Here is a 23,540-nt window from a genome sequence, read left to right as displayed (position 1 = left end):
CCGCGCCGCCCGCCCCACGTCCCGCTGCCGACCGCGGCGGCGCCCCGGGCGGTGCCGACCCCACGGCCCCGTCGGGCCCCACGCCCCGTACGGGCTCCCGGCGCCGTACGGATTCCACCGGCAGGGCGGGCCCGGGCACGCCCCCGGCCGACTCCCGTACGGGTCCCGCTTCCTGGCGCGCCGGCCCGGTCCGCTCCCGTACCGCCCGCACCTGCGCTGCCTGCTGGACCTGTGGGACCTGCTCTGCCTGCTCTGCCTGCTGGACCTGCCCCGCCTCCTGCGCCTGCCGATCCGTACGGGCCGCCGCCGCGGCGCGGCGGCGGGCGAGGCGCTGGGGGAGGGCCGCGCAGTAGCCGTCCGGGTCGTTCGCGAGCGCCAGCCCCGCCAGGCCGAACAGCAGCACCGGCAGGTGCGCCGAGTCCGTCACGTACCGGTCCACGAGCGGCGGCGCTGCGGCGAAGACCAGGCCCGCGACCACCGCGTACTGCGGGCGCCGCACCCCGGCCGCGACCACCACCGCCAGCCACACCAGTCCGGTCATCGCCGTGAAGTCGGTGGCCGTGATGCGCGTGCTGAACGACGCGTACATCACCCCGCCGAAGCCGGCCAGCCCGGCGGAGAGCGTGAACAGCAGCAGCTGGGTGCGGACGACGGACACCCCCGAGGCCTGTGCGGCCGCCGGGGCGGACCGTACCGCGAGCATCGCCCGCCCGGCGGGGGAGCGGCGCAGCGCGCTCAGGCCCGCGGCGGCCGCGGCCACCAGGACCAGCATCGCTACGCCGAACGCCCGGTCGTCGGAGAGGTCCAGCGGCCCGAGCACCGGCCGCGGGATCAGCCAGCCGAGGTCGCCGTTGCGCAGCGGGCCCAGTTGGAACAGCACCTGGTCGGCGAGGAAGGCCAGGGCCAGGGTGGCGAGCGCCAGCGAGCGGCCGCCCAGGCGCAGCGCGGGCAGCGCGGCGAGCGCGCCCAGCAGGGCCGCCGCGCAGGTCCCGGCCACCGCCGCCGCCAGGAACGGCCAGCCGCGGCTCATCAGCAGGCCCGCCACCAGCGCCGAGCCGGTCACGAAGGTGGCCTGGGCCAGCGACACCATCGCGCCGAGCCCGGTGACCACGGTGAAGGACATGAAGACGAGGGCGAGGGCCAGCCCCTGGGCCAGTACTCCGCTCCAGAACGGGGTGGTGACGGTGTAGAAGGCGGCGCCGAGCAGCACGGCCGCCGCGATCCAGGGGCCGTGGCGGCGGGCAGCCGGGCGCCCGGCCAGGTGGTCCACCGGCGGGGCGTCGGCCGCCGCGGTGCCGGCGGTGCGCTGCCGCCGGGTGAGGACGAGCAGCCCCGCGAAGAGGATGAGGAAGGGGACGGCGGTACGGAAGCCGGTGATCCGCTCGGCGAACGACGCGTACCCGGCGACCAGGTTCTGCAGCACGCCGAGGCCCAGTCCGCCCGCGAACGCGACCGGCACCGACACGAACCGGCCCAGCGCCGCCGCCGTCGCCGACACGAACAGGAAGAGGGTGTAGTCGTGGGCCGACAGGCCGAGCAGGGGAGTGGCGAGCACGCCCGCCAGCCCGGCGAGCCCGGAGGCGAGCATCCACGCCACCGAGGAGAGCCGGTCCGCGCTGATCCCGCGCAGCTCCGTCAGCGAGCGGTTGTCGACCGCCGCCCGCAGTTGCAGGCCGAGCCGGGTGTGCCGCATCAGCACCCACAGGGCCACCGCGACCACGGCCGTGGCCACCCAGGTGATCAGCTGGTCGGAGTCGATGCCGACGCCGGCCGGCAGCTGCCAGGAGACGGCCGGGCTGGGGCCGGCGCCCGGCAGCCCGAACACGTTCTCCGCCTCCGCCACCGGCGCCCCCGCGTCCGCCAGCAGTTCGACCGCCCACAGGCCGGCCGCGGGCAGCGCCACCAGCAGGCCGATGGTGGCGACGATCTGCGCGGTCTCGCCGGCCCGCGCGAGCTTGCGGAACATCAGCCGGTCCAGCCCCCAGCCGAGGCCGGGCGCGAGGAGGAACACCACGGTCAGCGCGGCGGGCACGGCCGGCCAGCCGAAGCCGGAGCGCAGCTCGTGGAAGGCGAGCGCACACAGGTAGGCGGTGGCCCCGTGGGCGAAGTTGAACAGCCCGGAGGCGGAGTACGACAGCACCAGGCCGGTGGCCAGGAGGGCGTACAGCGCGCCGGAGACCAGGCCGCTCAGTACGAAGGTCAGCAGGTCGGCCATGGCCGGATCCCCCGGGCCGCGCTACTTGAAGGGGACCGGCGGGTGGCACGCGAACGGCGCGGACACCTCGTACCGGCCGTTCCTGAGCTGTACCAGCGCCCCGCAGCCGAAGCTCTCCTTCTGGCCCTTGGGCTCGCTGCGGTCGCCGACCAGGCTGCCGGTGTCGGAGAAGCCGTTCGCCGCGGTCTGGAAGGACTCCGGGGTCAGGTCGCGGCCGGCCTTCTGCGCGATGGCGAGGAACAGGTCCGCCGACATGTACCCGGTGACCATATGCATATTTAGCGGGATTTCCTTGCCGCCCGCGGCCTTCTTGATGTCGGCCTTGAACTGCGCCATCTTCGGATCGGCCGACTCGAAGGGCTGGAACTGCAGCAGGACGTGCACGCCGTCGAGGGCCTTGCGGGTGGTCTCCTGGGCGAGCAGCCCGGGGTCGTAGTCCGTCGGGTCGGACAGCACCCCGGTGTAGCCGCTGCGCTTGAGGGCCGTGAACAGGCCGATGTTGTTGGGCGTCTGCATCACCGAGACCACCGCGTCGGGGGCCTTGCCGCCGTTGCTGCGCAGGATGTCCTTGGTGTACGCCGACCAGTCGCTGGGCACGGCCGTCGCGGGCACCGACGGCTTGGCGTAGGAGACCTTGAAGCCGGCGGTCGCGAAGCCCTGGCTGAAGGTGCGGATGCCGAACTTCCCGGCGTCGCTGTCGTTCGCGATGATCGCGACGGACTTGCCCTTCACGCCGCCGAGCACCTTCAGCAGGCCCTCCGGCCAGGTCTGGTTGAGGGTGCCGCCGGGCATCGGGACCAGGCAGCCGTTGAAGCCGTAGAGGTACTTGGGACCGCAGAAGGACGGCAGCGTGCCCCAGCCGAAGGTGGGCACCTTCGACTGCTCCAGGAAGGAGGACCCGGAGAAGGTCACCGAGCTCATCGGCGCGACCGCGAACACCTTGTCCTGCTGGACGAGTTTGCGGGCCGCGGCCATGTTGCGGCCGGGATCCTGCCCGTCGTCCTCGGCGCCCAGGTACTCGATCTTCCGGCCGTTGATCCCGCCCTCGGCGTTGGCTCTGAGGTACCGGGCGCGGGCCCCGAGGTCGGTGTCCTTCTTGCTGTAGCCGCCGGCGCTGGTCATGGAGACGATGCCACCCACCCGGACCGAGTCGGCGGTGACCCCGCGGACCGCCGTGCCGGGCTTCGCGCCCCCGTCCTTCCCGGCGCCGTCGGAAGCGGAGTTGCAGGCGGAGACAAGGGCGAGCGTGGCGGCTGCTGCGACGAGCGTGCGGATGGATCGCGACATGAACTCAGGTCCCTCCGGTCGGAATTCCCGCATTCTGGGCGGAACCTGATGAGGCGTCAATCATTATGCCGAATAGAAATGACGAACCGTCAGATCTGTTGGGGCGGTGCGCTCAGTCCCGGTACAGGGCGGCCACCTCGGACGCGAACGCCTTCTCGATGGCCCGCCGCTTCAGCTTCAGGGACGGCGTCAGCAGCCCGAGCTCCTCGGTGAACGGCTCCGCCAGCACCCGGAACGTACGGATCGACTCCGCCTGCGACACCAGGGTGTTGGCCGCGACCACCGCCCGCCGCACCTCCGCCGTCAGCTCCGGGTCCCGCACAAGCTCGACCGGGTGCAGCGCCGGCCGGCCGCGCATCGACAGCCAGTGCGCCACCCCGTCCAGGTCCAGGGTGAGCAGCGCCGCGATGTACGGGCGGTCGTTGCCGAGCACGATGCACTGGGACACCAGCGGGTGCGAGCGGACCCGCTCCTCCAGGGCGGCGGGCGCCACGCTCTTGCCGTTGGAGGTCACCAGGATCTCCTTCTTGCGGCCGGTGATCGTCAGATAGCCGTCCTCGTCGAGCCGCCCCAGGTCCCCGGTCGCCAGCCAGCCGCCGCGCAGCACCGCCTCCGTCGCCCCCGGGTCGTTGAGGTAGCCCGCGAAGACGTGCGCCCCGTGCAGCCACACCTCCCCGTCGGCCGCGATGTGCACGGAGCACCCGGGAATCGGCGGGCCCACCGTGCCGTACTTGGTGGCGCCGGGCGGGTTCGCGGTCGCCGCCGCGCTGGACTCGGTCAGCCCGTACCCCTCGAACACGGTGATCCCCGCGCCCTCGAAGAACAGCCCGAGCTGCCGGGACATCGCCGAGCCGCCCGACATCGCGTGCCGCACCCGCCCGCCCAGCGCCTCGCGCACCTTGCCGTAGACCAGCTTCTCGAACAGCTGGTGCTGCACCCGGACCGCGGCGGACGGGCCCGGCCCGGTCCCGAAGTTCTTCTGCTCCCGGGCCTCCGCGTACCGGACCGCCGTCTCCACCGCGCGTTCGAAGGGGCCGGTACGGCCCTCCGCCTCGGCCTTGCGCCGGGCCGCCGCGAACACCTTCTCGAACACGTACGGCACGGCCAGCACGAACGTCGGCCGGAACGCGGCCAGGTCCGGCAGCAGCTGGTCCGCGGCCAGCACCGGCTGGTGCCCCAGCTTCACCCGGGCCCGTACGGCCGCCACCTCGACCATCCGCCCGAAGACGTGCGCGAGCGGCAGGAACAGCAGGGTGGACGGCTCGTCGTCCGGACGGGACCGGAACACCGGCTCCCACCGCGTGACCATCGTGTCCGCCTCGAACATGAAGTTGGCGTGCGTCAGCACACAGCCCTTCGGGCGGCCCGTGGTCCCGGAGGTGTAGATGACCGTCGCCACCGAGTCCGGGGTCACCGCCCTGCGGTGCCGGTGCACCACCCCCTCGGCGACCCCCGCCCCGGCCGCCGTCAGCTCCGCCAGCGCACCCGTGTCAAGCTGCCACAGCCGGGCCAGCAGCGGCAGCCGGTCGATGACCGAGCCCACCGTCATCGCCTGGTCCTCGTTCTCCACCACGCAGGCCGTGACGCCGGCGTCGTGCAGCATCCACCACACCTGGTCGGCCGAGGACGTCGGATACACCGGAACGGGCTGCGCGCCCACCGACCACAGCGCGAAGTCGAACAGCGTCCACTCGTACCGGGTCCTGGCCATGATGGCCACCCGGTCGCCGAACCGGACGCCCTGCGCCAGCAGCCCCTTGGCGAGGGCGAGCACCTCGTCGCGGAACTCCGCCGAGGTCACCTCGGCCCACGCGCCGCCCTGCTTGCGCCCGAACACGACCCGGTGCGGATCGTCGACGGCGTGCTCGAAGACGGCATCGGCCAGTCCGCCGGCCGGCGCGGCAGCCGCCACCACCGGCGGCACCGTGAATTCGCGCATGGGACCGCCCCTTCCCGACCGCTCCGCCCGCCCGCACCCGCACCGCGCCGCGAACGCGCCCGCACCCGTTACAGCGCCGCGAACGTACCCCACGGCGGGCCGCGGCGGGAGCCTGTCGGAAGATCCATTGCGAAGCCATCACCACTGGTCAGGCGTCTACGACCGCCCTCGGGCCGATCTCCACAAGATCCACCCCGGCCACCCGCACCCCGTCCACCCCACCCCCGTCCGCTCACCGGTGCCACCCGTCCGCCCACCGGTGGCGGCGGCACGTCCGCCGAGCCCGCCGGGCCGCGGCCGCGCCGGCGTCCGGAAACGCAAAAGACCCCAGCCGAAGCTGGGGTCCTGCTGGTGTCCGAGGGGGGACTTGAACCCCCACGCCCGATAAAGGGCACTAGCACCTCAAGCTAGCGCGTCTGCCATTCCGCCACCCGGACTAGGTGGTCGGCCCCGGTTTCCCGCGGCGACATGGACAACAATACCAGGCGTCCGAGGTGGCTCTGAACCACATTTCCCGTGGTCAGCTCGCTGCGCCGGACTTGTTCTGCTCGATCCACTCCGCGTTGCGCTGCCACCCGTACAGGGTGTCGCCGTCCACGTACGCGTAGTAGATGCCGCAGCGGGCCGTGGCGCGGTCCTTCGCGTCGGCGGGGAACCAGTCCGCCGTCAGGCCCGGGTCGGCGGTGCCCGCGGGCTGCCCGCCGGCGGCGGCCGGGGTGCACTGGGCCGGGAGCCTGCCGTCGGCGAGGGTGGCCTTCAGGAGGCGGTCGCCGCCGGTCGTCCGCATCGCGTACTCGACGGACTTCGCGTCGTCGGGCAGCCAGCCCGGGACCGAGGCGCGGTCCTTCTTCGCCTCGGCGCCGGTGGCGTACGACGAGGTCTGCTCGTGCCGGTTCTCGTACCAGTCCACCGCCGCGGGGACCGCCACGGCCGCGGCGAACCCGGCGGCGACGAGGACTCCGGCGGTGGTCAGGGCGATCTTCTTGGTGCGCACGGCGGCAGGCTCCTGGAGGGACGGGGCGAATCGGTCACTCCATGCTCACCGGCACCGCAGGCGGACGCGTCCGTCCCCGGGACCGTTCCGCGTCCGACTCGGGACGCACCCGCCGCCCGACTTGAGGACCACCCGCCGGCCGCGCGGCTACGGGCAGCGGATGACCTGGCCCGCGTACGAGAGGTTGCCGCCGAACCCGAAGAGCAGGACCGGGGCGCCCGAGGGGATCTCGCCGCGCTCGATCAGCTTGGACAGGGCCATCGGGATGGAGCCGGCGGAGGTGTTGCCGGAGTCGACGACGTCGCGGGCGACGACGGCGTTGACCGCGCCGATCTTCTGCGCGAGCGGCTCGATGATCCGCAGGTTCGCCTGGTGCAGGACGACCGCGGCCAGGTCCTCGGGCGTGATGCCGGAGCGCTCGCAGACCTTGCGGGCGAGCGCGGGCAGCCGGCTGGTGGTCCAGCGGTAGACGGCCTGGCCCTCCTGCGCGAACACCGGCGGGGTGCCCTCGATGCGCACGGCGTGCCCCATCTCCGGGACCGAGCCCCACAGCACCGGTCCGATGCCCGGCTCCTCGCCCTCCCCGCAGGCCTCGACGACCGCGGCGCCCGCGCCGTCACCGGTCAGGACGCAGGTCGTGCGGTCGGTCCAGTCGGTGATCTCGGTCATCTTGTCGGAGCCGATGACGAGCGCGCGGGTCGCGGAGCCGGCCCGGATCGCGTGGTCGGCGGTGGCGAGGGCGTGGGTGAAGCCCGAGCAGACGACGTTGATGTCCATCACGGCGGGCGAGCCCATGCCGAGCTTGGCGGCGACCCGCGCGGCCATGTTCGGCGACCGGTCGATGGCCGTGGAGGTGGCCACCAGTACGAGGTCGATGTCGGCGGGGGTGAGGCCGGCGCCCGCGAGGGCCTTGCCGGCGGCCTGCGCGGCCATCTCGTCCACGGTCTCGTCGGGTCCCGCGATCCGCCTGGTCTTGATGCCGACCCGGCTTCTGATCCACTCGTCATTGGTGTCGACGAGCTCGGCGAGGTCGGCGTTGGTGAGGACCTTGGCGGGCTGGTAGTGACCCAGCGCGATCACGCGTGAACCCGTCATGGGCGGTTTTACCCCCTGGTGCGACGTACAGGATCCCCCAGCTTGTCGTGCTACCGACCGGTACAGGGGCGCGTGATCCCACAGGTTCGGCCGGTCTTCTTTGGAGCTTCCCGAGGATCGCCCCCGTCCGCCGCGGGCACGGCGTACCGGACAATGGAAGGAAACGGTCCGGGTGTGCCGGAGATTCCTGGGAAACGGGTGGGCTGAACAGCATGGGACGGGTCACCGAGCGCCGCCGAGTCGTCCGGATCAGGGACGGCGTGGTCACGCACCGGCCGGACACCCTCGTCGCCGAGGAGCCGCTGGAGATACGCCTGAACGGCAAGCCGCTGGCGATCACGATGCGCACACCGGGTGACGACTTCGCGCTCGCCGCGGGGTTCCTCGTCAGCGAGGGGGTGCTCGGGCGGGCCCACGAACTCCAGTCGATCACCTACTGCGCGGGCGCCACGGAGGACGGCACCAACACGTACAACGTGGTCGACGTCCGCCTCGCGCCCGGCGTGCCCGTCCCCGACATCACCCTCGAACGCAACGTGTACACGACGTCCTCGTGCGGGCTGTGCGGGAAGGCGAGCCTGGACGCGGTCCGCACGGCCACGAGGTTCCCGGACCTGGCGGCCGATCCCGTACGGGTCACCCCCGGCCTGCTCTCCGGGCTCCCGGACCGGCTCCGCGAGGGCCAGAAGGTCTTCGACACCACCGGCGGGCTGCACGCCGCCGGCCTGTTCGACGCGGACGGCACGCTGCTCGACCTGCGCGAGGACGTCGGGCGGCACAACGCCGTGGACAAGATCATCGGACGCGCCCTCCAGGACGGGCGGCTGCCGCTGCGGTCGACCGTCCTCATGGTCTCCGGCCGCGCCTCCTTCGAACTCGTCCAGAAGGCCGTGATGGCCGGCATCCCGGTGCTCGCCGCGGTCTCCGCGCCGTCCTCGCTCGCCGTCGACCTGGCCGCCGAGTCCGGCCTCACCCTGGTGGGCTTCCTGCGCGGTACGTCGATGAACGTGTACGCGGGGGCCGAACGGGTCCGGACCGGCGGCGTGGTGCCGGTGGCGCCGCAGGCCTGAGCGCGCGGCGGCCCGGGGGCGGGCCGGGGCGTTGCCCGGCCGTGCGGCCGGATCGTCGGCGGGTTGTCCCGGACCGTGGCCGGGCCGTGGTTGAGCCGGGGCCGGACCGTGGCCGGGCAGGGGCCCGGCCGTGGCCGGTCAGCGGCGGCGGCCGCGGCGCGGGGTGCGGGTCTCGACGGGCGGGTCGATGCGCTGGAGGTCGAGGGCGGCGGGCGGCTCGGCGACGCCCGGACCGCCGGCGCGCACCCAGGCGATGATCTCGTCGGTGCACGCGTCGTCCAGCGCCCAGCCCAGCCACACCGCGCGCCCGCCCCGGCGGCGGCCCTCGGACGAGGGCTGAACCACGATCACATTGGCCTGCGCGCACGGCCCGAGGCAGTCGGAGGCGCGGACCGCGAGTTGCCCGCCGGACTCGGTGGCGGCCGTGCGCAGCCGCTCCAGCTGCCACGCGTGGTCGGTTCCGGGGTGCTTGCGCGTATTGCCGCAGCAGCAGCCGCGGCACACGACGAGGGTGCAGGGGCGCGCCGCGGTGGGCCGTATCCAGGTCACCACGGAACGCTATCGGTCCAGGTGGTCAGGGGTGCCGGGCGGAGTCCGAGAGCTTCGCCACACCACCGGCGGCGGCCCGGCCGGCGGCGGCCCCGCCGAGGCCGTCCCCGTTCCCGTCTCCCTCTCCGACTCCGTCCCCCTCACCGGCCAGCGGGTCCCGGGAGCGGTGGCGGGCGATGACCGCGCAGGCCATCAGCTGCATCTGGTGGAAGAGCATCAGCGGCAGCACGGCCAGGCTCGCCTGGGCCCCGAACAGCACGCTGGCCATGGGCAGTCCGGCGGCCAGGCTCTTCTTCGACCCCGCGAACTGGATGGCGATGCGGTCCTCGCGGGAGAATCCGAGCCGCTTCGCGCCGTACCAGGTCAGCAGCAGCATCACGGCGAGGAGCACGGCCTCGACGAGGACCAGGGAGCCGAGCCGGGCCGCGCTGACCCGGTGCCAGACCCCGGCGACCATGCCCGCGCTGAACGCGGTGTACACGACCAGGAGGATCGAGCCGCGGTCCACGTACCCGAGGACCTTCTTGCGCCGGGTCAGGAAGCCGCTGATCCGGTTCCGCAGCAACTGCCCGGCCAGGAACGGCAGCAGCAGCTGTACGACGATCTTCAGCAGCGAGTCGAGCGAGAAGCCGCCCGCGCCGGAGCCGAGCAGCAGCGCGGCCAGCAACGGGGTCAGCAGGATCCCCGCGAGGCTGGAGAACGATCCCGCGCAGATGGCGGCCGGAACGTTTCCGCGGGCCATCGAGGTGAAGGCGATCGAGGACTGGACGGTCGACGGGACCAGGCACAGGAAGAGGAACCCGCTGTAGAGGTCGGGGCTCAGCAGGTGCGGCACGAGGCCGCGGGCGGCGAGCCCCAGCAGCGGGAACACCACGAAGGTCGCGGCGAGCACGGTCAGGTGCAGCCGCCAGTGGCGCAGCCCGTCGAGCGCCTCGCGGGCCGACAGCCGCGCCCCGTAGAGGAAGAAGAGGAGCGCGACGGCGCCGGTGGCGGCGCCTTCCGCGAGCGAGGCGGCGGCGCCGCGGGCGGGCAGCAGGGCGGCGAGGCCGACGGTGCCGAGCAGGGCCAGGACGTACGGGTCCACGGGCGGCCCGGCCGGCCTGCGCGGGCGGGGGCCGGTACGGGGGCGGACGCGGGGCATGGAACGCTCGCTCGCTGTCGGCGGGTCGCGGCCCGCCGGGAGCCGGGTCGCGCTGTCGCCCCATCGTCACCCCCGGCCCGGTCATCGGGAAACACGTACACGGCACTGACTGCCATCACGGAACGCGATGGCCGCGTCTATCCTGGAGCCGTGTACGACCCTGTGCAGCTGCGGACCTTCCTGGCCGTGGCCCAGACGCTGAGCTTCACCCAGGCCGCGCGGCGGCTCGGACTGCGGCAGTCCACGGTCAGCCAGCACGTGCGGCGGCTGGAGGCGGCGACCGGCCGGCAGCTGTTCACCCGGGACACCCACAGCGTGGAGCTGACCGGGGACGGCGAGGCGATGCTCGGCTTCGCCGGGACGATCCTCGCCGCCCACGAGCGCGCCACGGCCTTCTTCACCGGGACCCGGCTGCGCGGGCGGCTGCGCTTCGGCGCGTCCGAGGACTTCGTCCTCACCCGGCTGCCGGAGATCCTGGAGGCGTTCCGCCAGGACCACCCCGAGGTCGACCTGGAACTGTCCGTCGAACTGTCCGGGACCCTGCACGAACGCCTGGAGGCGGGCCGGCTCGACCTCGTGCTGGCCAAGCGGCGCAGCCCGGGCGACCGGCATGGGCGGCTGGTGTGGCAGGACCGGATGGTGTGGATCGGCGCGGAAGGGCTGCGCGTCGACCCCGACCGGCCGGTGCCGCTGATCGTCTTTCCGCCGCCGGGGATCACGCGGGCGCGGGCCCTGGAAGTGCTGGAACGCGAGGGGCGGGCCTGGCGGATCGCGTGTACGAGCGGCAGCCTCAGCGGGCTGATCGCGGCGGCGCGGGCCGGGCTGGGCGTGATGGCGCACACGCGGGGGCTGATTCCGCCGGGGCTGGTACGGGTGCCGGAGCGGGTGGGGTTGCCGGAGTTGGGCGGGGTGGAGTTCGTCCTCCTCCAGGGGGCGCGGCCGGGGGCGGCCGCGGATGCCCTTGCCGCCGCCATCCTCTCCAGCGGAGCCCGCCTCAGCCGCCCCGCCTGACCCCGCCCCCGCCGCCCGCCCCGGCGAACCTCCAGCCCCCGACCCCCTCCGGGCGACCTCCGGCCCTGTCGGCTGACTCGGTGCGCCGCCGTTGGGGTGAGGGTCGGGGGCGGTTTGGGTGGGTGGCGGGGGTGGGGTGGGGTGGTGGCGTACGGTCCGGGCGTGACTGATGTGAGTCGGGTGACTGACGGGCTGGGTGTGACCTCGGACGGCGGGGGCGGCCCGCTCCGGGTACTGGTGTTGGCGGGTTCCTCGCGGGCGGGGTCCGTCAACGCCCGGCTGGCCGGGCTGGTCGCCGCGCAGGTCGAACGGTCGGGCGCGACCGTGGACCTGGCGCGGCTGCGGGAGTTCGAGATGCCCACCTACGACGGCGACGCCGAGGCGGACGAGGGCCCGCCGGCCGGCGCGGCACTGCTCCGCGAGCGCCTGCTGGCCGCCCAGGCGCTGGTCATCGCCTCGCCCGAGTACAACGCGTCCGTGCCGGGCGTGCTCAAGAACGCCGTGGACTGGGTGTCCCGGTTCCGGCCGCAGCCCTTCAAGGACAAGCAGACCCTGCTCGTGTCCGCCTCCCCGTCGATGGTCGGCGGCAACCGCGGACTGTGGGCGCTGAGGGTGCCGCTGGAGCACCTCGGGGCGCGCGTCTACCCGGACATGTTCAGCCTGGCCATGGCGCACGCAGCCTTCGGCGAGGACGGCGGGCTGACCGACGCGGGCCTGCGCGAGCGGCTCGCGGCGACCGTAGACTCCTTCCTCGCCCTGGCCGAGGCCGACACCCGCTACCTGTGCCTCCAGCGCCGCTGGTACGAGTTCCTCGGCGACGAGAGCACCGCTCCCGTCACCCACCGCGCCGAGGACTGAGCCGGAGAGGGGAGGGCTGGTTCATCCAGCCGCTCGCCGACTGCCACGCGGTGACCCACCAATCGGGCCCGGGTTCAGGGCCGGGTCCGGTCGCCGCGCCGTTCACGGGGCACCGCCGTGCCCTGGCTTCGAGTTCCACGCCGTACCGCCCTCCGGCTGTTGCGCACGCGCCCGGGCCGGCCCCTTTCCGCCGAGTCCGGGCCGGGCCGGGAGCCGCGGCCCGCTGGACTGGCCCACCCGGGTGAGTGGGCCGGGCGGTGCTGCCGTGTCGAATCCGAGCCTTGATCGTTTCTTCTCCCGGAGCCACCACACGCCGTGGTGCGCCGGAGCGAACCGGGAGGACGTGCGGTGGTCGCTTGGCGGTACCTCGCCGGGGCGGGCCTGGCGGCCGCGCTCTCACCCTTGGCCGGATACGCGGCCCCCGCCGCGGCCGTGGTCGCCGCCGACGCGCCGGACCCGGGCGCCGGACCGGCCCGCTGGTCGGCGCCGGGCGCCCGGCCGGGGCCTGCGGGACGACCGATGTCGGATGCCCGGTCCGGGCCGTTCGGGAAGTCGCGGCCGGGCGGCGGGTCGGCGGAAGCGGGTCGGTCGCCGGCCGGGGCCCGGTCGGGGCTGGTCGGGCGGTCCACGCCTGACGCCCGGTCGGGATCCGTCACGTGGGAGGTGCCCGGGGCCGGAGTGTGTCTGACGCGGGCGGGCGGCGGGAGCGGGTCCCGCCGCCTGGTCGTGTGGACGGGGTCCGGCGCGGGGGAGCGGACGGCCGGGGTGTGGATGGAGTCCGACCCGGTCACCGGACGGAACCGGCTCGCCGCGTGGTCGCTGCCGGGACGCGCCGCCGGTCGTCCGGAGCGGCCCACGTACCCCGGCCACGCTGCCGACCCCGCTCATCCGGTCGGCCCCACCCGCCCCGCCGACCCCGCGCACCCCACACATCCCGCCGGCTCCGGGCACTCCGATCCCCCCGCCGGCCCGTCGCACCCCGGGCAGGCCGAGCGGCCCGCCGGGACCGGCCCCGCGCGCGGGCCCGGCGGCGGCCGGACCTCCGAGGACTGTCGTCCGCCCGCGGCGGTTCCGGCGCGGCCGGCCGTCGTGCCCCGGGTGGTACCGCCCGCGCCGGGACCCCGGCCGCCCGTGCCGGCCGCGGTGCCGCCACGAACCGTCGTACCGCCCGGCCCCCTCGTACCCGTCGTACCGGCCCCGGACCCGCCGGCCGTCGCCCCGGCGCCTGCGCCGCTCGTACGGGCCGCCGCCCCGGTGGCCGGACCGCCGGTACCCGCGCGGCCGCCCGCCGCGCCCCGGCCGCCGGCGCCCGTGGCGCGTCCGGTGCCCGCGACGGCCGCGTCGCCGGTGTCGTTCCCGGTGCGCCCGTACCGCTCGGCCGTGCTGCGGACCCCTACGCCCGGCGGGCTGTCCACGATGACGCTGATGCTCGTCGTGACGACCCCGGCGGTGCTGGCCGCGGCCTCCCTGCGGCCGCGCTCGAAGAGCCGCGGCTCTTCCTGAGCCGGGCCCGTCAGCCGCCGTTGCAGCCGCCGCGTCGCCGATCGGCCGTGCCGCGGCCGGGCGGCCGTACCCCGAGCCCCGAGCCCCGTGTCACCGCTCCACCCCTCCGCCCGACCTCTCACCGGGAGTCCCCTCGTGTCCGAATGGCTGGTCCTGGCCGTCACCATGGCGCTCGGCTGCGCCCTCGTCCTCGCCTTCACGGCCCTGCGGCACCGCAGGGCGTCGGAGGACGAGGACACCAGCGAAACGCCGGACGTCATCGAGTACATGACGATGATGGTGGGGGTGGTCTACGCGATCGTGCTGGGACTGGCCATCGCCGGGGTCTGGGAGGCGCGGGGCGCCGCCGAGGACAACGTACGGCGTGAGGCGCAGGCGCTGTACGAGGTCACCCAGCGGGCCGACGTGTACCCGGCCGCGGTCCGGGACCGGATCCGCGGCGAGGTGGACGCGTACGTCACGCACACCGTCGCCGTCGACTGGCCGCTGATGGCCGACGACGAGCCGGCCTCCGCCAAGGGAGCCGAACTCCTCGGCCGGCTGCGCAGCGACGTCACCCACCAGGCCCCGGCCAACGACCTGCAGGCGCAGGCCTACCAGCCGCTGCTGGACCACATCGCGACGGCCGACGACGCGCGCCACGCGCGGACCCAGAGCGCGTCGACGACGCTGCCGGGGATGGTCTGGTTCGGGCTGCTGACCGGGGCGCTGGTGACGGTCGGGCTGATCTTCACCCTGCAGATCCGCCGCTCGGCCCGCGAACTCCTGCTCGCGGGGCTGTTCAGCGCGCTGATCATGTTCCTGCTGTTCCTGGTGTGGAGCTTCGACGCCCCGTTCGGCCGGGACGGAATCGATTCGGCGGCCCCGTTCGCCGACCTCTTCCCGGCCGCGGCCCAGGCCGCCGCCGCTGCGGCGCCCTGACCGCTGCCGACGGCAGGCCGGACGACGCGCCCCGGGTTCCGCACCCGGGCTCAGGCCTCCGCGTCGGTCCGTGTCATGAAGCGGAGTTCGGACTCGGTCAGCGGGGGGCCGCTCAGCTGCGGCAGCCGGGGGCCGCGCAGCGCGTGCCACAGCACCCGCGGCCGGACGAGCGCACTCAGCGGCGCCGACAGGGCCATCACCTCGGTCAGGGCCGTGGCCACGAGGAAGTCCCCGGTGGCCGTGTGGACGAGCCGGTCCACGTAGCGGGCCAGCAGCCGGTCCCCCGTGGTCGGGGTCTTGCCGATCACGCCGGGGTAGAAGATGTCCTGCCCGGTGGCCAGGCTCCAGGCCACCGACACCGGCCGGGCCACGGCCCGCTGCGCGCGGCGGGCCAGCCGGGGGGCGTGCAGACCGTGCCCGTTCAGGCAGTCCCGCAGGGCCCGGGCGGCCTGCGCGGCCACCGACATGCCGTGGCCGTACACCGGGTTGAAGGCGGCGGCCGCGTCGCCCGCCACGAGGAAGCCCTCGGGCCACGCGCGGGCCTTCTCGTAGTAGCGCCGCCGGTTGGCGGTGTTCGCGAAGGTGGTCACGTCCGACAGCGGCTTCGCGTACGCCAGCAGCTCCGCCACGACCGGGTGGCGGACGGTGCGCGCGTACTCCTCGAAGGCGTCGGGGTCGCTGGTCGGCTGCGCGCCGCGGGTGCCGATCAGGGTCACCAGCCAGCGCCCGCCCTCGACGGGGAGCATGGTCACGGACCGGCCGGGCTGTCCGGAGTTCGCCACCGCCTGGACGGTGACCACCGGGAACTCCTCGGTTCCCGCGGGGGCCTGGTACATGCGGCTGGCATATACGAGGCCGGAGTCCACCACCTCTTCGAGCACGTCCGGCACTCCGAGCTCCGACAGCCACCGGGGCGCCTGCGTGGCGCGCCCGCTCGCCTCGACCGTGAAGGCCGCCGGTATCTCGTCCTCGGTGCCGTCGGGCCGCAGGATGCGGACGCCCGTGATCCGGTCGGCGCCGCCGCAGAGTCCGCGTACCCGGGTGCCTTCCAGGACCCGGACGTTGGGCAGGGCGGTCACCAGGTCCCGCACCACCCAGTCCAGCAGCGGGCGGGTGCACGAGATCAGGTGGTGGGTGGGCTTCCAGCGGCGGTACCAGCCGCGGGGGGAGAAGGCGACCATGCCCGCCGTCAGCGGGATGTGGCGGGCGCCGGCCGCCAGCAGCCGGTCCTCGAAGCCGGGCAGCAGGTCTTCCAGGGCCCGGGATCCGCCCGACCACAGCACGTGCGCGTGCGGGGCCTGGGGCAGGAAGACGCGGGCCTCCGGGCCCGCCGGCAGGGTGTCCCGTTCGATGACGGTGACCTGCTCGGCGTGCGGGGCGAGGGCGGCGGCCGCGAGCATCCCGGCGAGGCCGCCGCCGATGACGACGGCGTGTCTGTGCGCCGGGCGTTGCTCCTGCTGTGCGGCGCCGGTGGTGTCACTCATGGAAGTCTGCTTTCGGTACTGACCGCGTTCCGGCGGGTCTCTTCGACGGCGGGGGACCGCAGGGCGCGGGAGATCATTTCCAGATCACGCTGCCCTTCGGCGCGCGCCGGGGCGTAGGCGTCGGCCGAGCCGATCACCATCTCCTCCGGGTCGGCGGCCCGTGCTCTGATGGCGGCCGTCACCATGACCGCCTCGGCGGTCGCGTGGGCCTGGGCGGGCGAGGCTCCGGCTGCGAGCTGTCCGGCCTCGGTCCGGTCCCGTAGCTCCCGGTCGAAGTAGGGGTCGAGATGCAGGAGTCCGTCGTGGATGTCGGCGACCCGCTGGATGACCCGCAGGTCGCCGGGGGACCACCAGGAGATCCGCACCAGGCGGGCGCCGTGCGGGACGACGGGCCGCAGTTCGCGCCACAGCGGCCCGAGACGGCGGTAGCCGGCCCAGGTGCGCCAGCTCGCCGAGACCCGCTGGACGACCAGCGGCAGGACGAAGCCGGTGCCGATCAGCAGGGCGGACAGCGAGGCCACCGGCGGGGCGACTTTGGTGCTGAGGAAGTCCAGGTCGTGTCCCAGCCACCGGGCGCCGACGGCGGTGAACTTGGCCGCGTCGAAGACCAGGTTGAGGACGAAGCCGCAGACCATCAGCATCAGCCCGTGCCGCAGCGATCCCTGGACGTGCAGGGACCAGCGGCGGCACAGCACGGTCATGACCACGGCCGCGACGGTGTGCGCGACCAGGTAGACCAGGATCATCTCGCGGATGAACGGGGTCGTCGCGTAGTAGGTGTCCAGGTCCTGGAGCCGCTCCACGGGGGCGTCGCCGAGCGCGAACAGCACGATCAGGGACAGGATCACCGCGGCGTACGCCAGGGCGCACCGGCGGGAGGCCCGCCGGGTGCGCTCCTCGGGGCCGCCCCGCCAGTTGATGAGCAGCAGCAGGCAGGAGGCGCTGAACGCGGTCAGGATGCAGTACACGAGGGGGGCCGAGAAGTTCGGCACCCCCGTGATGCGGTTGACCTCGTGGATCGTCGGCGGTGCGGCGAAGAAGAACACCGAACTCGCCACGAGGAGCAGCACGCTGACGGCGCGCACGAGCGGATCCCGCCAGTCGCGGGTCAGCCCGGGGAGCTTGCAGGCGAAGGCGACCACGAGGACGCCCGCGGGAACATAGAAATCAAGACCTTTCAAGGATGCACTCAGCCTCGTGGCCCTCGGTAGCCCAGCGAGGCCTCTATCCGGCCGGCGAGCTTGTTCCGCTCGGTCGGCGCGGGGCCCGCGGAGCCGGCCAGCCAGGACCGGCACTTGCTGCCCAGGAGCAGCCCGAAGGTCTCCGCCTCGGTCTCCTCGGACACGTCGGCGCGCGTGCGGGCCGCGACGCTGCGGACCGTCTCGCTCAGGTCGGCCTCGTCGGACAGCAGCCGGGCGGCGACGGCGGCGCCGTCGACGTGGTGGCTGCAGTGGCCGGCCTTCATGTGCCACAACTCGTGTCCGAGGATGACGAGCTGGTGGTCGGGAGCGGTGCGCTCCTCGATCACCACGAGATCCCGGTCGGCCATGTCGAGCCACAGTCCGCTGGCCGTCCCCGGGGGGAACGAGGCCATGCGGAACTGGACCGGACGCCCGCGGTGCCGGCTCATGCCCTCGCACAGCGCGGCGTAGAGGTCCGCGGGTTCCGCGGGGGCGGGCAGCCGGATCCCGGCCACGAGCTCCCCGCACAGCCGCCGCTGCTCTTTGCCTATGCTCACCGTTCTCCCCGTCGGAGCGGATCCGGATCAGGAACTCTGCCATGCATTCTCGGACTCCGGCGTCGGCGCCGGGCCGGGACCGGGTCAGGACTCGGTCGGTTTGACGCTTTCCAGCAGCATGTCCAGCCACTCCGTGACCTTGTCGCGGTGCTTGTCGCTGGGCAGTTGGGCCGCGCGCCAGGCGATCCCGCGTACTCCGTGGTCCTGGAGGAGCCGGGCGAGGGGGTCGTTCACGGCGGCGGTCTCCGCCGGTACGGTCTCCCGCTCGCGGCCCGCGAAGTCCTGGAGCAGTTGCTGTTCGGTGCGCTGGAGGGCGTCGGTCAGCGCGTCCGCGTCGTGCGCCGTCAGGAAGCCGGCGTGCACTCCGAAGAAGCGCTGGATCGCGTCGCAGTGTTCCATGGTCGGCCGCCGGTCGCCGTTGATCAGGGCGCCGGCCTGCTGCCGGGACATGCCCGCGCCGTCGGCGATCTCCTGCTGGGTGTACCGGCGGCCGTTGGGTTTGACCCGGGTCCGGCGCAGCAGGTCGAGGCGCTGCAGGAAGCGGGTCTGGAGGTCGGGTTCACCGGCGGGCCTGCCGTCGAGGAGGGCCCGGACCACGTCGGCGGGAACGCCCGAGGCGTCCGAAAGTCGCCGCAGGTCGAAGACCTCGCCCTGGGCCCGGCCGAGTTTGCCCGCGAGTTCGGCGACGCGTGCGGCAGTGGCCGCCAGGGGTCCGGTGGCCACTGGGACGGTTGCCTGGAAGCCGTCTGTCACCAGTGGTTCTCCTAGATCACGCGAGGTTGGTACGGGCACGCGGTTGGCCTCTGGAGGCTAACCGCTTCCCCGTCGTACGGCTAGAACTTGCCACAGCTGTGGCGCGAATGAGGTGTCCTGAGGCTGAAATTGCCACAATAGTTGACACTGTCTTGTCGTGGGTAGCAGGATCGCCACACGGAAATGAAGATCGCAGACCGTGAGAAGGGGGAGCTCCCGGTGTCACATCTTGCAGCCGTGGGCCAATCCGAGGTCCTCGCGCGGTCCGGCCAGGAGCGCCTGGCGGGCGAAGAGCCCGTACGCGGAGCCGTCAGGTCGGAGCGCCGCAAGGCACTCCTGCGGCAGCGCCGCGAGGAACTGGGCCTCAGCCAGGAAGACATCGCCGCACGTCTGGGCATCAGCGTGCGCGCCTACGGAAACTGGGAGCGGGGCCTGGTCAAGGAGTGGAACGACCGCAAGCTCCTGTCGCTGGCCCAGGCCCTGGAAATGAACGACCGGCAGCGTTTCTGGCTGTTCCGGGTACTGGTCGACCGGGATCCGCCACAATCGTGGCGCCCGGCGGAGGGCAGCAGGCTCCCCGAGGACCCCGCCCAGCGCGACTACCTGCGCGACTACGCGGCCCTCATGGAAGCCGTGCCCTACCCGTCCTTCCTGCTCGACGGCCGGTGGGACGTCACGCTCACCAACTCGGCCTTCGACCAGCTCTTCCAGGCCGTGCGGCCGCACCCGACCGCGCTGCCCGACGACAACTTCCTGCGCTTCGTGCTCTTCCACCCGGACGCGGCCGCCGTGCTGGAGGACCACGAGCCCGGCTGGTGCGTACCGCTGCTCGCGCAGTTCGCCACCGCGCTCGCGGAGCGGCCCGAGGACGCGGGGCTGCAGAGCATCCGCCAGGACATCGCGCACGACCCCTTCATGGAGGCCGCGTACCGGTACGGAGTGCCGCACTGGCTCGCCACGTACGGGGCCGACGCCGCGCGCAACGACGGCGCGGTGCTCGGTGTCCGGCACCCGGACCCGCGCTGGGGCCGGGCCCGCTGCCGGGTGGTGGCCGAATCCGGTCCGATGCTCGACGTCATGGGCCTGACCAGGATCACCTTCGTACTGTCCGCCCTGCCGGGCGCCCCCACGGGCATGCCGACGGGCGGCGCCGGCATCCCGGTGCCCAACGCACCGCGGCTGCGCGCCGTACCCCCGCTGGGCGACTAGACCGTCCGGCAGGGCGGCGGCTCGCGGTGGCCGTCCGGCACGGCGCCGGTTCGCGGTCGCCGTCCGGGGCGGCGCGCTCCCGGGTGGTGCGGCCGTCGGTGAGACTGTCCGTGCGCGGTGACACCGCACTGCGCGGGGCAGAAGGGCGGCCGGTACGTGAAACTGACGATCCTCGGCGGGGGCGGATTCCGCATCCCGCTGGTCTACGGGGCCCTGCTCGGCGACCGCGCCGAAGGCCGCATCGACCAGGTCGCCCTGTACGACGAGGATCCGGCCCGGCTCACCGCCATCGCCCGGGTCCTCGTGGACCAGGCCGAGGGAGTGCCCGACGCCCCGGCGGTCAGCGCCACCAACGACCTCGACGAGGCCCTGCGCGGCGCCGACTTCGTGTTCTCCGCGATCCGGGTCGGCGGCCTCGAAGGCCGGGCCACGGACGAGCGGATCGCCCTCGCCGAAGGCGTGCTGGGCCAGGAGACCACCGGCGCGGGCGGGATCGCGTACGGCCTGCGCACGGTGCCGGTGGCCTGGGAACTCGCCCGCCGCATCGCCCTGCTGGCGCCGGACGCCTGGGTCATCAACTTCACCAACCCGGCCGGGCTGGTCACCGAGGCGATGGCCTTCCACCTCGGCGAACGCGTCATCGGCATCTGCGACTCGCCGGTCGGACTCGGCCGCCGGATCGCCCGGCTGCTCGGCGCCGACCCGGCCCGCGCCCGCATCGACTACGCGGGCCTCAACCACCTCGGCTGGGTCCGCGGCCTGTGGATCGACGGCCGCGACGAACTGCCCCGGCTGCTCGCGGACCGCGCCCTCCTCGACTCCTTCGAGGAAGGCCGGCTCTTCGGCGCCGACTGGCTGCAGTCCCTGGGCGCCATCCCGAACGAATACCTCCACTACTACTACTTCAACCGCGAGGCGGTACGCGCCTACCAGGAGGCGAAGCAGACCCGCGGCGCCTTCCTGCGCGACCAGCAGGCCCGCTTCTACGCGGAACTGGGCGGGGGCGCCACCGGGCCCGGCGGCGCCGCGCTGGCCGCCTGGGACCGGACCCGCGCCGAGCGCGAAGCCACGTACATGGCCGAGAACCGCGAGGTCGTGGGGGCCGGCGAGCGCGCCGAGGCCGACCTGGAGTCGGGCGGCTACGAGCAGGTCGCCCTCGCCCTGATGCGGGCCATCGCCCGCGACGAGCGCACCACGCTGATCCTCAACGTCCGCAACCGCGGCACCCTGTCGCTGCTCGACGCGGACGCCGTGATCGAGGTCCCCTGCCGGGTCGACGGGCGGGGCGCCCACCCGGAGGCCGTCGATCCGCTGCCGTACCACGCGGCCGGCCTCGTCACCTCGGTGAAGGCCGTCGAACGGGAGGTCCTCACCGCCGCCGCCTCCGGCTCGCGCAGCGCCGCCGTCAAGGCGTTCGCCCTGCACCCGCTGGTGGACTCGGTGGCCGTCGCCCGCCGGCTCCTCGACGGATACGCCGCCGCCCACCCCGGCCTCGCCTACCTGCGCTGACGCGCCCCCGGCGGTCCTCCGTACGGCCCAGCGCGGCATGCGGCCGTCACCCGGCGGTGTGAGAGTCCAGGTGTGACCACAGCCCGCGAGACCGGCCCCGCCGCAGGTGCCTCCGGCGGTGCGAATGCCACGGTCGGCGACACTTCCGGTGCGGCCGTGCCGCCGCCGCCCGTCATGGACCGGCGGCGGCGCAACGTCGTCTTCGGCACGATCATGCTCGGCGTGCTGCTGGCCGCGCTCGACCAGACCATCGTCGGCACCGCCCTGCCCACGATCGTGGCGGATCTGGGCGGCGCCGAGCACATGTCGTGGGTGGTCACCGCCTACCTGCTGGCCGAAACCGTCGCGACCGTGCTCGTCGGCAAGTTCGGCGACCTCTTCGGCCGAAAAGTGATCTTCCAGATCTCCGCGGTCGTCTTCATCACCGGCTCGTTCCTGTGCGGCCTCGCCGGCAACATGACCCTGCTGATCCTGTGGCGCGGCCTCCAGGGCATCGGCGCGGGCGGCCTGATGGTCACCTCCATGGCGCTCATCGCCGACGTGATCCCCCTGCGCGAACGCGGCAAGTACCAGGGCGCCATCGGGGCGGTGTTCGGCGTCGCCACCGTGATCGGCCCGCTCCTCGGCGGCCTGTTCACCGACCACCTCAGCTGGCGCTGGGCCTTCTACGTCAACGTGCCGATCGCGATCCTGGTGGTGGTCGCGGCCGCCCGGACCATCCCCTCGGTACGCTCGGCCTCCCGCCCGGCCATCGACTACCTGGGCATCGCGCTCGTGGCGATCGGCTCCAGCGCCCTGATCCTCGGCACCAGTTGGGGCGGCAACGAGTATGCCTGGGGCTCGCCGGTCATCATCGGACTGTTCGTGGGCGGCGTCCTGGCCCTCGCCCTGTTCTGCGTCGCCGAGACCCGGGCCGCCGAACCGATGCTGCCGATGCGACTGTTCCGCAACCCCGTCTTCACGGTCTGCTCGGTGCTCAGCTTCATCGTCGGCTTCGCCATGCTCGGCGCGATGATCTTCCTGCCGACCTACCTCCAGTACGTGGACGGCGATTCCGCCACGGTCTCCGGCGTACGCACGCTGCCGCTGGTCATCGGGCTGCTCATCGCGTCGGTCTTCAGCGGCAACGTCACCAGCAAGACCGGCCGCTACCGGATCTTCCCCATCGTCGGCTGCCTGGTCATGGGCCTCGGCCTGTACCTGCTCTCGCTGATGGGCCCGGGCACGGGCACCTGGGCGGCCTCCCTGTACATGCTCGTGCTCGGCGCCGGCATCGGCCTGTGCATGCAGGTCCTCACCATCGCCGTGCAGAACACCGTCGACTACGCGGACCTCGGCACCGCCACCTCCGGCGTCACCTTCTTCCGCACCCTCGGCAGCTCCTTCGGCACGGCCGTCTTCGGCACCATCTACGGCAACACCCTCGCCCCGCGGCTCGCCGAGGGCGTCGCCGAGGCCGCCCGGGCCACCGGAACCGACCCGGCCGTCCTCGCCGCCGCCGCCCAGAGCCCGCAGGGCGTGCACGGCCTGACCCCCGCCGAGGCCGGACCCGTCGTACAGGCCTACGCGGACACCCTGCACACGGTGTTCCTGTGGACCGTGCCGGTGGCCGCCGTCGGCTTCGTCGTCGCCCTCTTCCTCAAGGAGGTACGGCTGCGCGACAGCGCCCGGGCCGGCTCCACCGACATGGGCGAGGGGTTCGCCTCCCCGGCCGCCACGGGCGACTCCGCGAAACTGCTGGAACTGGCCGTCGGCAAGCTCGTACGCGGCATGGGACCCGACACCGCGCGCGCGATCGTCAACGGCTCCGACACCCGCCTCGACATGGCCGGCGCGTGGGCCGTGATGCAGGTCGACCTCATGACCCGCACCATCGGCCACGCCAGCCTCGGCCTGATCGCGGCCCGCCGCTCGCTGCCCCCCGAAGTGCTGGTGCCGGTCTTCGACCGGATGGTCGAGGAGGGCTTCCTCGCCCGCCAGAACGGCTACTTCGCGCACACCGCGGCCGGCGCGCGGGAGGCCGCCGAGATCTCGTCGGCGTGGGTGGAGTGGCTCTCCCGGGAACTGGAGAAGGACCGCGGCCGGCCGCGCAGCGCCGAACTGCGGGCCGCGGCCGACGCCATCGCGAAGCGGCTGCTCGCCGAGGACCTCAGCGAGGGCGGCTTCGCGCCGCGCCCCGGAGCGCACCTGTCGGGGACCCGGTCCTAGACCCTGCCGTGGTGCGACCCCCTGGGCGGCGACCTCCGGCCTCGCCGGCGCCTTGG

General features: G+C 73.8%; 18 protein-coding genes, 1 tRNA gene and 1 pseudogene. 8 read left to right on the top strand and 12 right to left on the bottom strand.

The window, feature by feature from the left end; all coding sequences use genetic code 11:
- Positions 1-481: 481 nt before the first annotated feature.
- The 6 genes and pseudogenes from OG764_RS41710 to OG764_RS08000 form a co-directional block, all read right to left on the bottom strand.
- Positions 482-2,215: pseudogene (locus OG764_RS41710) on the bottom strand (ABC transporter permease subunit); the annotation flags it as partial.
- Between the two features lie 21 nt (positions 2,216-2,236).
- The gene (locus OG764_RS08020; protein ID WP_328967704.1) at positions 2,237-3,502 is read right to left on the bottom strand and encodes an ABC transporter substrate-binding protein; all 1,266 of its coding nucleotides are present in this window, start codon (positions 3,500-3,502) and stop codon (positions 2,237-2,239) included.
- Positions 3,503-3,614: 112 nt separating this feature from the next.
- Positions 3,615-5,441 (bottom strand): AMP-dependent synthetase/ligase, encoded by a 1,827-nt coding sequence (locus OG764_RS08015; protein WP_328967703.1) that lies wholly within the window; start codon positions 5,439-5,441, stop codon positions 3,615-3,617.
- A 349-nt stretch (positions 5,442-5,790) separates the two neighbouring features.
- Positions 5,791-5,878 (bottom strand) — tRNA-Leu (locus OG764_RS08010).
- Positions 5,879-5,961: 83 nt separating this feature from the next.
- The gene (locus tag OG764_RS08005) at positions 5,962-6,435 is read right to left on the bottom strand and encodes a hypothetical protein (RefSeq protein ID WP_328967702.1); all 474 of its coding nucleotides are present in this window, start codon (positions 6,433-6,435) and stop codon (positions 5,962-5,964) included.
- A gap of 147 nt (positions 6,436-6,582) precedes the next feature.
- Positions 6,583-7,530 carry a beta-ketoacyl-ACP synthase III gene (locus tag OG764_RS08000; protein ID WP_328967701.1) on the bottom strand — a complete coding sequence of 316 codons (948 nt, stop codon included), beginning with the start codon at positions 7,528-7,530 and terminating at the stop codon, positions 6,583-6,585.
- A 212-nt stretch (positions 7,531-7,742) separates the two neighbouring features.
- Between OG764_RS08000 and fdhD the strand changes: the two genes are divergently transcribed.
- Positions 7,743-8,600, top strand: a complete 858-nt coding sequence (fdhD, locus tag OG764_RS07995; RefSeq protein WP_328967700.1) for a formate dehydrogenase accessory sulfurtransferase FdhD — start codon at positions 7,743-7,745, stop codon at positions 8,598-8,600.
- A gap of 138 nt (positions 8,601-8,738) precedes the next feature.
- Here the strand turns inward: fdhD and OG764_RS07990 are convergent, their stop codons facing one another.
- Together OG764_RS07990 and OG764_RS07985 are read right to left on the bottom strand one after the other, a co-directional pair.
- Positions 8,739-9,149, bottom strand: coding sequence for a (2Fe-2S) ferredoxin domain-containing protein (locus tag OG764_RS07990; RefSeq protein WP_328967699.1), 411 nt, complete (start codon positions 9,147-9,149; stop codon positions 8,739-8,741).
- Positions 9,150-9,174: 25 nt separating this feature from the next.
- Positions 9,175-10,290, bottom strand: a complete 1,116-nt coding sequence (locus OG764_RS07985; protein WP_328967698.1) for a bile acid:sodium symporter family protein — start codon at positions 10,288-10,290, stop codon at positions 9,175-9,177.
- A 150-nt stretch (positions 10,291-10,440) separates the two neighbouring features.
- Here OG764_RS07985 and OG764_RS07980 point away from each other — a divergent pair, with 150 nt between their 5' ends.
- The 4 genes from OG764_RS07980 (at position 10,441) to OG764_RS07965 (ending at position 14,583) form a co-directional block, all read left to right on the top strand.
- Positions 10,441-11,301 carry a LysR substrate-binding domain-containing protein gene (locus tag OG764_RS07980; RefSeq protein ID WP_328967697.1) on the top strand — a complete coding sequence of 287 codons (861 nt, stop codon included), beginning with the start codon at positions 10,441-10,443 and terminating at the stop codon, positions 11,299-11,301.
- 162 nt (positions 11,302-11,463) lie between these two features.
- On the top strand, positions 11,464-12,159 hold the full coding sequence (locus OG764_RS07975; RefSeq protein ID WP_443055868.1) for an NADPH-dependent FMN reductase: 696 nt from the start codon (positions 11,464-11,466) through the stop codon (positions 12,157-12,159).
- 678 nt (positions 12,160-12,837) lie between these two features.
- Positions 12,838-13,662: a hypothetical protein gene (locus OG764_RS07970; protein WP_328967696.1), complete on the top strand. Its 825-nt coding sequence runs from the start codon at positions 12,838-12,840 to the stop codon at positions 13,660-13,662.
- Between the two features lie 135 nt (positions 13,663-13,797).
- Positions 13,798-14,583, top strand: coding sequence for a bestrophin-like domain (locus OG764_RS07965; RefSeq protein WP_328967695.1), 786 nt, complete (start codon positions 13,798-13,800; stop codon positions 14,581-14,583).
- Between the two features lie 50 nt (positions 14,584-14,633).
- On the opposite strand, the gene OG764_RS07960 is transcribed toward OG764_RS07965, so the two are convergent.
- The 4 genes from OG764_RS07960 to OG764_RS07945 form a co-directional block, all read right to left on the bottom strand.
- Positions 14,634-16,067, bottom strand: coding sequence for an NAD(P)/FAD-dependent oxidoreductase (locus tag OG764_RS07960; protein WP_328967694.1), 1,434 nt, complete (start codon positions 16,065-16,067; stop codon positions 14,634-14,636).
- Complete coding sequence (locus tag OG764_RS07955; RefSeq protein ID WP_328967693.1) at positions 16,064-17,248, bottom strand: MAB_1171c family putative transporter; 1,185 nt, start codon at positions 17,246-17,248, stop codon at positions 16,064-16,066. The genes OG764_RS07960 and OG764_RS07955 overlap by 4 nt, the downstream gene beginning before the upstream one ends.
- An 8-nt stretch (positions 17,249-17,256) precedes the next feature.
- On the bottom strand, positions 17,257-17,805 hold the full coding sequence (locus OG764_RS07950; protein ID WP_328967692.1) for a toxin-antitoxin system, toxin component: 549 nt from the start codon (positions 17,803-17,805) through the stop codon (positions 17,257-17,259).
- An 84-nt stretch (positions 17,806-17,889) separates the two neighbouring features.
- Positions 17,890-18,558: a helix-turn-helix domain-containing protein gene (locus OG764_RS07945; RefSeq protein ID WP_328967691.1), complete on the bottom strand. Its 669-nt coding sequence runs from the start codon at positions 18,556-18,558 to the stop codon at positions 17,890-17,892.
- 237 nt (positions 18,559-18,795) lie between these two features.
- Between OG764_RS07945 and OG764_RS07940 the strand changes: the two genes are divergently transcribed.
- From OG764_RS07940 to OG764_RS07930, 3 genes are all read left to right on the top strand, one after another.
- Positions 18,796-19,767, top strand: a complete 972-nt coding sequence (locus OG764_RS07940) for a helix-turn-helix domain-containing protein (RefSeq protein WP_328967690.1) — start codon at positions 18,796-18,798, stop codon at positions 19,765-19,767.
- 156 nt (positions 19,768-19,923) lie between these two features.
- Positions 19,924-21,276: a 6-phospho-beta-glucosidase gene (locus OG764_RS07935; RefSeq protein ID WP_328967689.1), complete on the top strand. Its 1,353-nt coding sequence runs from the start codon at positions 19,924-19,926 to the stop codon at positions 21,274-21,276.
- A 72-nt stretch (positions 21,277-21,348) separates the two neighbouring features.
- The gene (locus OG764_RS07930) at positions 21,349-23,484 is read left to right on the top strand and encodes a DHA2 family efflux MFS transporter permease subunit (protein ID WP_443055867.1); all 2,136 of its coding nucleotides are present in this window, start codon (positions 21,349-21,351) and stop codon (positions 23,482-23,484) included.
- Positions 23,485-23,540 lie beyond the last annotated feature (56 nt).

Origin of the sequence: Streptomyces sp. NBC_00239 (genome assembly GCF_036194065.1) — a bacterium.
In the GTDB taxonomy this organism is placed as follows: Bacteria; Actinomycetota; Actinomycetes; order Streptomycetales; family Streptomycetaceae; genus Streptomyces.
Note: the sequence above shows the minus strand (reverse complement) of the source record. Positions and strands in the feature narration are given on the sequence as shown.